General features: G+C 51.2%; 15 protein-coding genes. 5 read left to right on the top strand and 10 right to left on the bottom strand.

The annotated features are described in order from the left end of the window. Window positions 1–144 precede the first annotated feature (144 nt). The 4 genes from mnmH to SD70_RS31255 all read left to right on the top strand — a co-directional run bounded on the left by mnmH (window position 145) and on the right by SD70_RS31255 (window position 2,372). On the top strand, window positions 145–1,059 hold the full coding sequence (gene mnmH, locus SD70_RS31245) for a tRNA 2-selenouridine(34) synthase MnmH (RefSeq protein WP_052488101.1): 915 nt from the start codon (window positions 145–147) through the stop codon (window positions 1,057–1,059). Between the two features lie 68 nt (window positions 1,060–1,127). Further along, on the top strand, window positions 1,128–1,247 hold the full coding sequence (locus SD70_RS38945) for a putative holin-like toxin (RefSeq protein WP_394298041.1): 120 nt from the start codon (window positions 1,128–1,130) through the stop codon (window positions 1,245–1,247). 241 nt (window positions 1,248–1,488) lie between these two features. Next, entirely contained in the window at window positions 1,489–1,953 is a 465-nt protein-coding gene (locus SD70_RS31250; protein WP_041052496.1) for a DUF948 domain-containing protein, read from the top strand. Window positions 1,954–1,964: 11 nt separating this feature from the next. Then, window positions 1,965–2,372, top strand: coding sequence for a YtxH domain-containing protein (locus SD70_RS31255; protein ID WP_041052498.1), 408 nt, complete (start codon window positions 1,965–1,967; stop codon window positions 2,370–2,372). Between the two features lie 105 nt (window positions 2,373–2,477). Here SD70_RS31255 and SD70_RS31260 read toward each other — a convergent pair whose 3' ends face one another. From SD70_RS31260 to SD70_RS31295, 10 genes are all read right to left on the bottom strand, one after another. Beyond that, window positions 2,478–3,620, bottom strand: a complete 1,143-nt coding sequence (locus SD70_RS31260) for a phosphodiester glycosidase family protein (protein WP_041052500.1) — start codon at window positions 3,618–3,620, stop codon at window positions 2,478–2,480. A 100-nt stretch (window positions 3,621–3,720) separates the two neighbouring features. After that, the gene (locus SD70_RS31265) at window positions 3,721–5,541 is read right to left on the bottom strand and encodes an EAL domain-containing protein (protein ID WP_041052502.1); all 1,821 of its coding nucleotides are present in this window, start codon (window positions 5,539–5,541) and stop codon (window positions 3,721–3,723) included. A 65-nt stretch (window positions 5,542–5,606) separates the two neighbouring features. Next, entirely contained in the window at window positions 5,607–5,726 is a 120-nt protein-coding gene (locus SD70_RS35520) for a cyclic lactone autoinducer peptide (protein ID WP_082053793.1), read from the bottom strand. Continuing rightward, on the bottom strand, window positions 5,716–6,312 hold the full coding sequence (locus tag SD70_RS35525) for an accessory gene regulator ArgB-like protein (RefSeq protein WP_197081244.1): 597 nt from the start codon (window positions 6,310–6,312) through the stop codon (window positions 5,716–5,718). The genes SD70_RS35520 and SD70_RS35525 overlap by 11 nt, the downstream gene beginning before the upstream one ends. After that, on the bottom strand, window positions 6,309–6,992 hold the full coding sequence (locus tag SD70_RS31270) for a hypothetical protein (RefSeq protein WP_041052503.1): 684 nt from the start codon (window positions 6,990–6,992) through the stop codon (window positions 6,309–6,311). The genes SD70_RS35525 and SD70_RS31270 overlap by 4 nt, the downstream gene beginning before the upstream one ends. Before the next feature lie 286 nt (window positions 6,993–7,278). After that, entirely contained in the window at window positions 7,279–7,926 is a 648-nt protein-coding gene (locus SD70_RS31275; RefSeq protein WP_041052505.1) for a hypothetical protein, read from the bottom strand. Window positions 7,927–8,035: 109 nt separating this feature from the next. Continuing rightward, window positions 8,036–8,701, bottom strand: a complete 666-nt coding sequence (locus SD70_RS31280; protein WP_041052507.1) for a hypothetical protein — start codon at window positions 8,699–8,701, stop codon at window positions 8,036–8,038. Between the two features lie 140 nt (window positions 8,702–8,841). After that, window positions 8,842–9,489, bottom strand: a complete 648-nt coding sequence (locus SD70_RS34330; protein ID WP_052488102.1) for a helix-turn-helix domain-containing protein — start codon at window positions 9,487–9,489, stop codon at window positions 8,842–8,844. Between the two features lie 63 nt (window positions 9,490–9,552). Further along, window positions 9,553–10,140, bottom strand: coding sequence for a GNAT family N-acetyltransferase (locus SD70_RS31290; RefSeq protein ID WP_052488103.1), 588 nt, complete (start codon window positions 10,138–10,140; stop codon window positions 9,553–9,555). A gap of 32 nt (window positions 10,141–10,172) precedes the next feature. Further along, a complete protein-coding gene (locus tag SD70_RS31295) occupies window positions 10,173–11,018 on the bottom strand; it encodes an AraC family transcriptional regulator (protein ID WP_041052508.1) in 846 nt (281 codons plus the stop codon). A gap of 384 nt (window positions 11,019–11,402) precedes the next feature. Between SD70_RS31295 and melA the strand changes: the two genes are divergently transcribed. After that, entirely contained in the window at window positions 11,403–12,701 is a 1,299-nt protein-coding gene (gene melA, locus SD70_RS31300; RefSeq protein WP_041052509.1) for an alpha-glucosidase/alpha-galactosidase, read from the top strand. Window positions 12,702–12,949: the final 248 nt, after the last annotated feature.

A 12,949-nucleotide genomic window follows, 5' to 3' on the forward strand; every position in this document is an offset into this window, starting at 1 on the left:
ACAGCAGGCGCTTACGGCCAATGCGCAGCTGCGGCAGCCACCACTTGTGAATGAGACTGGCCATATAGATGAACGAGATCATCACGCCGAGGTTCGCCGAGCGAATTCGATGAATTCGCCGTTCCCGGCGCGCTCAACATCCCTTTGTTCAGCGACGAGGAGCGGGCCGAGATCGGCACGTTGTACAAGCAAGTGAGCATTCACGCGGCGAAGGAGCGGGGGCTGGAAATCGTGTCGGCGAAGCTGCCGGCGTTCATCCGCGAATTCGAGCAGCTTCCCGGCCGCAAAGCGGTGTACTGCTGGCGGGGCGGCATGCGCAGCAAAACGTCGGCTACCGTACTGGCCTTGATGGGCATGCGCGTATACCGGCTGGCCGGCGGCGTTCGCGCGTATCGCAAATGGGTGCATGAGACGCTGGAGACGTTCGATTTTCGCCCGGAATGCGTCGTGATTAACGGGTTCACCGGCACGGGAAAGACGGAGATTTTGCGTGAGCTGGCCAAGCGCGGCTACCCGGTGCTCGACTTGGAAGGGATGGCGGGCCATCGCGGCTCGATTTTCGGGCAAATCGGGCTGAAGCCGAACAATCAGAAGACGTTTGAAGCGCTTTTGTTGCACGAGCTGATTCGTTGCCGGAATGAACCTTACGTATTGATAGAGGCAGAGAGCCAGCGCATCGGCAAAGCGGTGATGCCGGAGTTTTTGATGGCGGCTAAGGCAAGGGGGACGCAGCTGTTTCTCGACATGCCGAAAGAGGCGCGCGTGAACCACATAATTGCCGATTACGAGCCGGAGAAGCACCGCGACGAATGCTTGCAGGCGTTCGAACGCATCCAGAAGCGGATGCATACGCCGATCGCGGCGCAGATCGAGCAGCATTTGCTGCTTGGACGGTATGCGGAAGCGGTGGGGCTGCTGCTTGACTATTACTACGATCCGCGCTACGCCCATGCAGGGGAGCAGTACGAGCGGGAACCGATACGTTACGCCGTGACGAGCATCAGCGATGCGGTGGAGACGGTGGAACGGCATCTCGAACGCCAGTTCGGGGTAATTTGAAATGATATAATCGCTAGTGACAATAGTAGGCTTTGCAAGGGCGGTCGGCTCATCTCCGAAAGGAGATGATGCGTGTGGACGTCAAAGATGCCTTAACGGTAATGATCGGTTTCGGTATGCTGCTTATCGCGCTGCTGACGCTGATTGTGAACGTCGTTATCGCACTTATGTCCAATAAACGCAGATAGACCGCCCCTCTGCCTGGTGTGCGGTCTATCTGATATGCGACTGCTTACCGAGCCGATCGCCTTTGAAGCGGCCTATTGCCGGTGGAGTCGTGTTACCAGCACGGCTCCATCTTTATTTTTATACTACCCAATCGATCCTATTCCCGCAAGCCGTAAAAATTGTTGTGTCAAGCCAAGCCCCTCTTACTTATACTGTACTATTCCCTGGGCATTCGTCCCGGGTGCCGGGAGGTGCAAAACGATGCAGGTGGCGCAGTGGTGCGCAGTAGTCGCTGCGGCGGCATTCGTCGTCCTGACTGCTGTAGCTGTGCGGACGATGCTGGCGGTCAGCCGGACGATGGGGCAAGTGAGCCATGCACTGGCGCGGTTCGAGCTTCAGCTGGAGGAGACCGGCGGACAAACGACCAGGCTGTTGCAACAAACAGAAGCGATAGCGGCCGAAGTCCAAAGCAAGCTGCAGGAGCTATCCTCGTTTACCGCTTCGGTGCGGAATGTCGGCGACAGTCTGAACGAAGTCGGCGGCACGGTGCGGCAAGCGTCGCGCCAACTGGCGCGGTCGGTGCTTGAAGTGGAACAGGCGGTACATACGCACCGGGCTCGTGTCCAGGAAGCGCTGGAATGGGCCGCAACCGGCGTACAGCTATGGCGGCAATGGCAGTCGGGACGAAAAATGCGCGCGGAAGCAAAACAACGCGAGAACGAGTAGGGAGAGGATCCATGATGACTAACCAAAGAAGCAAAGATATTATCGCGGGCGCTATTGCCGGCACCGTATTGGGGGCCGTGACGGCGCTGCTCCTGGCGCCGAAATCGGGCCGCGAGCTGCGGGCGGACATCGCGAGCGGCTGCCAGCAAGTAAGCGAGAGGACGCAGCAAATCGCCTCGGCGGTGTCGGGGAAGACGCAGCAATTGGCGAAGCAGGTCGGCACGCATACTTCGGAATTCATCGGCAAAGCGAAGGACGTGACGGCACAAGCCGCGCGGCAAGTTAAGGTGTGGAGAGAGGGAGCTTCCGGAGGGGACGAAGAGACGGCAGACGCATCCGTGTCCGGAGGCGCAGCATCCCTGGAAGCGTCGATTGCCGCGGAAGAAGAGCAACAACCGGAGCCGACAGCAGTCCGCTAAACGTGCAAGCAGTCCTGCGGAACACCGAAAAAGCCCGAACGGTCATAGATACCGTCGGGCTTTTTCGCCATAAACAAGTATAGGCGGAGCCTATCTTTGCCTGCCTTACCACTTGGAAGGGTCGATTTTACGAATATCGAGCCCTTCCCAAATGTTTTTGTTGAGCACCGTTTGCGGGTTGTCGTAGAGCAGCCAGGCGGTCGGCAAATACCGCTCGCCGTACTCGCTGGAAGGCTTGTTGACAATTTCCGGCTTGGCGCCTGCTGTGCCCTTGACGAGAACGGTGGACGAACCGCCGTCGAGGTTCGCAGCTATGACGACATCCCGCTCGAGGAACAGCTTCTGGACGTCGTATAACGTAGCTCCGATACTATGGCCAGGCTGGCGCCCGTCGATAACGGCGAATACGATGCGCCCGTCTCTCGTTTGGCCGATACAGGTTCGAGGGGCGATGCCCCAGCCGTCGGCCTGATTTTTGATCTGGCCTTCGCCATTCACGATAAACCGCGGCGAGAACGACACCGCTTCCTGTACGCCCATCTGCAGCAGCTCGTTCGCGGAATAGTTGCCTGCGATCAGGCGCCCGGTTTTATCGATGCCGATCATATGCTGCTTCGTCTTTTTGTCGCTGTCGTTGTAGTAAATTTGGCCGCCGGACATGACGGTGCCTTCCGGCTGGAAGCCGTTTCCTTCCCAGTTCGGGTCGATGAACCCGCCGCCGTTAATGCCAAGCAGCGCTCCGGTTCGCTGCACCATCGATGTCACTTTTTCGCCTTTGCCGACACGGTTTGGAACGATGACGCGCAGCTTCGTCGGATCGTTGATGTATACGATGTAGCCTTTAAAACCTTTGCCTTCCACCGGTTCAATCTCGTAGGGCTCCTTCGGTTTTTGCGGCGACGTAACGGCTACGGCGGGCTCGGAAACGCGCTCGTCGGGTTTGTCGCCCATATCGTTGAACTGCTTCATGTACGCGGCAACCCGCTCTTCCAGCGCGCTCGAGCCGATCAAATATTTGGCCCAGTCGCGGTGCTGCGTCGTAATGAGCGTATCCGCCATCATATAGCGAAGATCGGCGCCCCACGGCGTCAAATAAAACCATATGGAGAACAAAATCGCGAAAAACATACAGAACGATACCGCATACAGGAGCAAAAAGCCCCAGAAGGAGCGCCTTTTTTTTCGAGCTCCCGGACGGCGCGGCGGCATTCCCGGAGCAATTGCGGAGCTTGCAGGTTTAACAGTCATACTTTCGTAGCTCCACTCCTTCTTCGAAGTTCTATCTATTCTAAACGTAAAAAAGGAGAAAAAGGTTGCGCGGTAAGAGCCGCTTTACTTTTTCTCCTTGTTAATATATCTCGAGCAGCTTATTGTTTTTAACGAGTTCTTCGAAATGCTCCGGCGCAAGCGGCGTGCTGAAAATATAACCTTGAATCTCGTCGCAGCCCTGCTCCTTGAGGAAGCGCAGCTGCTCCTGCGTTTCGACCCCTTCGGCGAGCGACTTGATCTTCAGCTTGCGCGACATCGCGATAAGAGCTGTTACAATAGCGGCGCTATCTTCGTCAACCGTAATGTCGCGAATGAACGACTGGTCGATTTTGAGCGTATGGACGCGGAATTTTTTCAGGTAGCTAAGCGACGAATAGCCGGTGCCGAAATCGTCGATCGAGATTTGCACGCCGAGCTGCTTCAGGTTCTCCATCGTTTCCATGATGTAGGAGACGTTCTTCATAGCGACCGACTCGGTAATTTCCAAACATAGCTGGTTCGGATGCAGCTTCGTCTCGCGCAGCGTGTCCTGAATGAGCTGTACGAAATTGGGCTGGTGGAACTGGTTCATGGAGATGTTCACGGAGACGCACAGCTTCGGAAAGCCCATTTGGCTCCATTCGTAAGTTTGCTTGCACGCCTGCTTTAACACCCAATTGCCGAGCGGAACGATAAGGCCCGTTTCTTCCGCAAGCGGAATAAATTCGCCGGGAGACACCATGCCCCATTCCGGGTGGTTCCAGCGGAGCAGCGATTCCATGCCGAAAATTTTTCCTGTGCCGAGGTCCACCAAAGGCTGATAATAGACGCTGAATTCTTCCTTCTCCACGGCTTTGCGCAAATGAGTTTCGAGATTGAGCCAATGAAGCGAGCGCATGTTCATCTCCGGATGGTACAGCTGGAACGTGTTGCCGCCTTTTTCCTTGGCCCGGTACATCGCAATATCGGCGTTTTTGATAAGCGTGTCAGCGTCCGTACCGTCGTCCGGGAACAGCGTAATTCCGATGCTGGCCGTAACGAACAGCTCCTGTTCTTCATAGATGAAAGGATCGCGCAACACTTTCGGAATGCCTTTGACGAATTGCGTCACTTGATCGATGTGCTTAATGTCATGCATCAGGATCAAGAACTCGTCGCCGCTGTACCGGGCCACGATGTCTTCCTCGCGAACGTAGGTTTTAATTTTGCCCGCAACGTCGCGCAGCAGACGATCGCCGATATGATGGCCGAGTGTGTCGTTAATGACCTTAAACCGGTCCAAGTCGAAAAAAATAACCGCCGTCTGAGTTCCGTTTTCGCGCGCGCGGTTAAAAGCATGCAGCATCCGGTCGTGGAACAACAGCCGATTGGGAAGATTCGTTAACGCATCATGGTAAGCCATGTGCTTAATCTTTTCTTCAGCTTTCCTGCGTGCGTTCATCGCTCGGATGGTGGCGTACGAACGCGAGAATTTGTCATCTTCCTCCTGGGGAATTATAATTTCGGTCTCGTAGGGCTGCGGAATATACGGTTTGTATTCCTCCTTGGTTCGTTCCGCCTGGGCGGAGCGCAGCATGTCTATAACCGTCTCGATATGTTCCTTATGAATTCTGGCTGCGGATGCGGTTTTCGTCTTCTTGCGCAACGGATCGCCGAAATATACAGTTCCGTTGCGGGCGTCGTAGTCTTGAACCTGGTTCATGTTCACGATGTTGGAGCTGTCCAAAAGGCGAAACCCGTCTTCGTAAAGCCATTCCTCAATGCTGTCCAGAGTCAAGTCCAGATAGTACTGATTGTCTTTGGTATGGACCAAGTACCTGTGGTCCCGTATAATTTCAATCTTGAGCACATCGTTGGAATCGATGACTAGGATGTCCGATCCTCTCTTACCGTCGCGCGTAACGGGAATTCTCTGGGTCATCGGGGATCAGCTCCAGGATAGATGATTGGTTAGCCGCCCGGCTGAGCCGAGCGGCTGTTGGCGGACTACTTCAGCAGTTCTTCCGGAGTTTCCGGGCGGTGCAGTGTGTAGGAATTGGTTGAGACGAATAAAGAAGCGACCACCAGCAGCACTGCATTCAGTACGAACGCAATTTTAACTTTCATGCTCAGCTCCCTCCTTTCCTAAAGTATGATCTATGATCCTCTCGACAAAAGAGATGAGAGAATACCCGAATTTGGTCGTATGAATTGCTTGAACAAAGAAAGCAATTGCAATAATTGAAGAACCAATATAAATGTTGGAAAGTACCAAAGCTACAGAAATTAGTTTCAAAAGTGGATAGTGTTTCTCTGGAATTCTACTTATATTTTTTATTCCTTCAGGTGCAGTCCGCATTAAAATAAGAGATGACAAGATCGTAATAATTAACCCTATATGCATGTAATTAAAATCAAAAGATATATGAGAAATAATCGTAAACATAAGTATGGAATATGTACAGCAGCGTAAAGAAGTCGATAAATGCACCCCGCCGCTTGTGGTACGAAGTAAACTATACATAACAATTACAATTACAGCCTGCTGCAAGTGATTTGTAAAAGCACAAATGAGCAGTGTACAGAAATAAGATAAGAATGTGTTTATTGAAAGGCTGATGGCATAGAATAAAACTTTTTCAGAAGCGGCATTTTGATAATTTGAACGTATGAAATTAGTCCAGCGCGTCGCAAGGTTATCGATAAAATTCACCTTTTTTCCAACCTTTCGTGCTTCTCTTTCAACTGTCGTTTGTTTTGGCGATAGGCAATGAAAATACCTAATAAAAATAGAATCGTAATTAACATTAGCAAATAGAAGTTTGTAACGTTGAACGACTTATTCACCACGACAAGGGATGCTGCTTGAACTGACATGATCCCCACGATTAATACAGCTGACAAAGCAAAGTTATATCCTTTTACAGCATGTCTCATAGAAAAATATCTAGAAATAAACATAAAACCCAGTTTTTTACGTTCAAGCAACCAAGCTATAATCAGTTGAATGACTCCAGTAATTACATAAGTTAAATTTACACCTAGAGATTCAATATCCAACGAAATATGTAATACATTTCCCATTAGAGAGAAGAAGCCGTATTCGAAAATTACTCCCAGTAAATAAAATACGAAAGTAACGAGTAACGAATAGAAAAAAGGCAATTGATAAAAGATTGTTAGAATAATGGTTAGACATGCAAAATTAATGATTAGAGCAAAATCAGGAATATAAGCAAAAGTATATGAGCTGATAATAGAGAGGACTAGTACCATGAAACTTATTCTTATAAGCCTAAAACGTATAGGCAATCTAAATATCGTCAAGACGCATATAAGTCCGCAGAAAAATTCTATAAAAGAAAATAAAACGGTTGCTAACTGATTCAACAAAAGAAAAGCCCCCTTATCTTATTGCTCGACCTATTAAGTGCCACTGTTTCACAGAATGTTAATTTAATATCTTTGGTTATGATAGTCAGCTCAAAATTTTAAGGTTCATATACTTCTGTTTACCCATATGAGAAAAAAATGTCGAAAAATGATGTTGAGGGGGGAAAGTCACATAACGATTCCATTATGTATAGATTAACTAAAAGCGGCTTATAGCACAAGGGAAAAGCGCGAAAAAAAAACAGCGAGGCTGCGATAATAACCACATTTTATGTCGAATGCATAATTATTCTGTAAATTCCCATCTATATGAAATTTTAAACAGTATTGTCAGGCCCAATAGGGCAGGTGGAGCTAAGATGTAATTGAGCCCAGGTTTCATATAAAACAAAATACTTGTTGTCAATAGAACGAGGATGCTGATACATATTGCAGCCTTAAATGTTTTGGAATTTTGTTTGAAAAATTGTTTGCCTGTGTAAGATTGAGAAAGGAACGAAAATCCCAATCGGAATCGGCGCAAGACCATACAGTATAAATAGTGAAAAGATGACATGAGCACGGCAGACGCCAAGAATCGAAACTGATTATCTTCCGATATTACCACTATGGTAGTTGCCGGCAAAAGCAAATTCATCAGCCATTCTGTCATTAGAGCGACCATATAGCTGACAGTCATGAGCAATAGCGCATGGCCGAAGGGAAAGCGTAAAATCAGCCACATGCAGCAGGTACCGCTTGCAAAAAGGACCATGGAAAGAAAGGGTACTAAATTTGGCGACTGCATAATGACGCCGATGGTGGAAAGACCGAAGCTGCCAAACAAGATGTGCGGCAAGAATTGGCGAATTTTAAACCTGAACAGAACGAGACCAAAGCTAATGATGGATGACCAGAAAAACATATAACTTAGCCATATGATAAAAAACTTCATATTTCATCACCTTACTACCTATATTCGACAAACAACGACAAAATTCCTTTTAACTCGTGAAATTCTAATGAATGTCTTGTTCAATGTTCGCCCGGATTCCAACCGGCACCTATTCTTTCATTTCTTCCATTTCCCAGCGATACGATTTCCGCAGCAGAATGGCTAGCACGATGAACAAGGCCAACGCGAATGCAAGAAGGATTTTCGGTATGAAATAGTATAACAAACTAGAGATCGCAAGCATCAGCATCCCTGCAAAAATAGTGATTTTAACTACCGTGCTCCCGACGAATTGCAGTCGCTTCGTTTGCCCGCTGCGTGAAATAAACGTAAAACCTAGTCTAAAACATGACATGGCGACAGTAATCAGGTTGACGGCTATAATAAAGGGAATGCCTGAAACAAAAAAATGAAACATATTATCTTCGGTTACAAACGTTATATAGCCGCTCGGGTTAATAATATTTATCGCATATTCCGTAACCGAAAAGACAAGATCCGCCAAGAGCACCATGATTATGGAATACATAAGCCGTACGCGAAAAATAAGCCACATCGCAAGCATTGTGCCTAAACAGTGAAGAATGGACATGAAATAAGCAAGCTTTGTAGATTGAATCAGCGTGGATAGTTGAGACAGTAAAATACTGGAAAAAGCGATCTGCACGATAAATGCCTTAAGAGGGAAACGAAACAGTTTGAGCGCAAAGCTGAAAAACGAGGGCCATAGCATGAGATAAGTGAGTTCGATAAGCAAGTACTTCAATGCAATCAAAAATGTCGCTCCTTACGATCATTCAACGCAATACCAGGTTACTTAATTGTTTCGACTGCAGTTCGACAAAATCCTGCGGGGCCGGGGAGTTAAAGAAAAAATAAAAAAACCTGAGCCGTACGCTCAGGTTTCGGAAACGATTATTCTTCCGCAGGCAGAAGCGTAACGCCGGCGGAGCTTCTGCCGAAGTTGTATTCGAGGCTTGTGTTGGTGTTGCGGGCGACGGAACGGAGGATCAGGTCGTGGAAACGTTTTTGCCGGATGGCTGAAATCGTTACGTAGCTGCCGCGGGCTTCCGTATCGAAGTAAAGCTTGCCGTCCCGCTCCGAATATCTCCGAACCTGATGCAAGTTCACGAACAAGTCGTTATCCAGCTTCTTGAATCCGTGCCTGTCCAAGTTTTCGAGAAATTCCGTGAAGTCGACCAGCGACTCGATGCTCTTAATGACTTTGACGTCTTGGGCGTGATAAGTAATTTCTTTGGCGCTGATCTCGATAAACAAAATGTGGTGGAGATCGATGTCAACGACGGGATGCCGGTCGCTGAGCGATTCCCGCAAGTAGCCTGCTTTGCGCATCAGGTCGGTGTATGAGTAGTTATAAGCTTCCGATAATTTCTTCAGCGTTTCCGGAGAAGGTTTGATTTTATCATTGGTAGAGCGATTTTTTTCAAGCTCTAGGTCGCGAATGTAGGCATGAGATAACCCGCTCTTCTGCGCAGCTTCCCGTAACGACATTCTGCCGCGAAGTCCTTCCAGGAATTTGCCGAAGTTGTCCATTTGGGTCATGGATATCCCTCCTCTAATTCCTCATTGTAAACGATTTGCAGCCAGTTGCAAACAGTTTTCCGATTATAACCGGAAGCGTCCAAATCGGATGATTTCGTAATCTTCGACGGTGATCGCGCAGCAAATATGGTCTTCCCAACCGCCGTTGATGCATAAGTAACGCGGGGCGTAGCCTTCGCGGCGAAAGCCGTTCTTTTCCAATACCCGAAGGGAGCGCACATTCCGGGGCATGGCGTTTGCCTGCACCCGGTGCAGCTGCAACGGGCCGAAGGCGATTTCGAGAATGAGCCGCACCGCTTCCGTCATCCGGCCTTGCCCGCCGAGATTCTCGGCGAGAGCGTAGCCGAGCATGGCGTTCTGAAACGCACCGCGGACGATGCCACTGAGCCGAATCGTGCCCGCGAGCTGTTCGGAGCCTGATTCGAATATCCCGAAGCTGTACGATGCGTCTGCCTCGCGTTCGGCGGTCCAACGGGAAAGGAGGCTGCGCACGTGCTCCTTGGTGAAATGCTCGTCTGCTTGAGCCGGTTCGAATGGCCGCAAAAAATCGCGGTTTTGTGTGCGAAACGCGAGCAAGGCGTCGGTGTCCAGCTCCGTCAAAAGACGGAGGTATACGCAATCTCCGCTATAACGTTCGTAAGAATCGATCATTTTAAGGCTGCTCCCGGGATAATTTTATAAAATTAACACTCGTACTGCCGATTGGGATGCTGCGTACGAAACTCCGACGGCGTACAGCCGTACCATTTTTTGAATTGTTTGGAGAAATAAAGGGCGTCCGGGTATCCGACCGAAGAGGCCACTTGCTCGATCGTAAGCGGTTCTTGCAGCAGCTGCCTGGCGCGCTCCATCCGCACTTTCAGCAAATAGCCCATGGGCGGCAAGCCGGTGAACTGCTTGAATATTTTGGACAAATACGTACGGTGGTAGCCGAACGTGTGCGCCATTTCCTCGATGGAGATCGGCTTCGAGTATTGCAAATTGAGCCAGCGGATCGCCTGCTCCACGTGATGCCTGGCCGGGTGCTCGGCCTGCTTGCTGGCGGGGACGGACATGCGGCTTTGCGCCCAATCGCCGAGCAGCAGACGCATGTAGCCTTCGGCGCGCAAATCGCAGCCCGGATCGCCGAGGAGCAGCGTCCGTTCCACGGTGTGAAACAAGGCGGCGTTGCGGCGCCCGCTCACTGCGCGCAGCGTAGGCCGGTGCGGGGACAGATCGACCATAGCGAGCAGGCGGTCCGCATTTTCGCCGCGAAAGCCGATCCAGCGGTAGCGCCACGGATCGTCGGCATCGGATTCGTAATACACAAGCTCCCCCGGAAAAATGAAAAACAGCTCGCCCGGACCCAGCTCGTAGTCGCGTCCCATGCAGCGGAAACGGCCGCGGCCCGACACGACATAATGAACGAGATGATAGTCGCGCACTTGCGGGCCCACTTGATGGGTCGGTCCGGTCTGTTCGTTCCCGGCAAACAGGACGACGAGTTCACCTTTGCTGGGGAACGGATTGATGGCAACGGATGCGGTCATGAGGGCAGCTCCTTCATGGCGTAATACCAGTAATACTCAGGCTGCGCGAGAAAGGCGGCGCGGTGTATGGGAAATGCGGGTTGGTGAGCGTTGCGTGCGCCTTCGTACTCGTGTTCCCACCGTTGATTCAATTCCCGGGAACGCGAGTTCAACGAAGCCGGGGCCCCACATTCCCAAGCCGCAGTGCAGCCATACTTTCTCGGGCGACTATAATACTGCTATTATACCGCCAGAAACTACATTTCTCTATATGGAAGTGGATTCTATCCATATTCGCCGCACTAGGCCAAGGTGTATAGTGAATGGTAGGAAAGGCTTGATACAGCAAAGAAACTGACTTTTCGCCAAGCCTTCGGCCCAACGAATAGAAGGAGGAACGCATTCATGTCCAAAATTACATTCCTCGGAGCGGGAAGCACTGTCTTCGCCAAAAACGTGCTCGGCGACTGCATGCTGACGCCGGCGCTGCAAGGCTTCGAGCTGGCACTGTTCGATATCGATCTCGAGCGGCTGCGCGATTCCGAGAACATGCTGAACAATTTGAAGGCGACGAGCGGCAGCAAGTGCGTCGTGAAAGCGTATACGGACCGCAAGGAAGCGCTGCGCGGAGCGAAATACGTCGTCAATGCGATTCAGGTCGGCGGCTACGATCCGTGTACGATTACCGATTTTGAAGTACCGAAGAAGTATGGGCTGCGCCAGACCATTGCGGATACGCTCGGTATCGGCGGCATTTTCCGCAATTTGCGCACGATTCCGGTCATGCTGGACTTCGCGAGCGATATTCGCGAGGTGTGTCCGGACGCTTGGTTCCTGAACTATACGAATCCGATGGCGGTGCTCACGAACGTCATGAACACGTATGGCGGCGTCAAAACGGTAGGCTTGTGCCACAGCGTGCAAGTGTGCATGCCGCATTTGTTCAAAGCGCTCGGCATGGAGACGGAGGGCGTTCAGACGAAAATCGCCGGCATCAACCATATGGCATGGCTGCTCGAGTGCACGAAGGACGGCGTCGACCTGTATCCGGAAATCAAAAGGCGCGCGATGGAGAAGCAAAAAGAGAAGCATACGGACATGGTGCGCTTCGAACTGATGTTCAAGTTCGGCTATTATGTGACGGAATCGTCGGAGCATAACGCCGAGTACCATCCGTACTTCATCAAGCGGCTGTATCCGGAGCTGATCGACCGGTTCAACATTCCGCTGGACGAATACCCGCGCCGCTGCGTGAACCAAATCGAGAGATGGAAAACGATGCGCGAGGATATGGTGAACAACAAGGCGCTCACGCATGAACGGTCGCACGAGTATGCATCGTACATTTTCGAAGCGATGGAGACGAACGTGCCTTACAAAATCGGCGGCAACGTGATGAATACGGGGCTGATCACGAATTTGCCGAAGGAAGCGTGCGTCGAAGTGCCGTGCCTGGTCGATGCGAGCGGCGTGACGCCGACGTACGTAGGCGATCTGCCGCCGCAGCTGGCGGCGCTCAACCGGACGAACATCAATACGCAGCTGCTCACGATCGAGGCGGCGATAACGCGCAAGCGGGAGCATATTTACCATGCGGCGCTGCTCGACCCGCACACGGCCGCCGAGCTGTCGATGGACGACATCGTGGCGCTTTGCGACGATTTGATCGAGGCGCACGGAGATTGGCTGCCTAAGTTCGAGTAACGCTTGCCCGGCTGCACGAACCGGCAGGGAGACGAAACGGCTTGGCAGGAAAAAATTGTACGCGATCCGCGCAAGGGATTTGTTGGGATTTGTCGAACTTCTGTAAAAGAGAACGTTCGATGCGCCCCGCGTCCTTGGCGCGGATTGTTTTTTTTGGCGTGGGGGGGAGGGAAAGGCTGTTGCGACGGTGCAGAAGGAAGAAGGTGCGTAAACGCAAGCGAGGCGCTGCTATGAAAGCACATGGAGGA

It is taken from the genome of Gordoniibacillus kamchatkensis, from assembly GCF_000829455.1.
In the GTDB taxonomy this organism is placed as follows: Bacteria; Bacillota; Bacilli; order Paenibacillales; family NBRC-103111; genus Gordoniibacillus; species Gordoniibacillus kamchatkensis.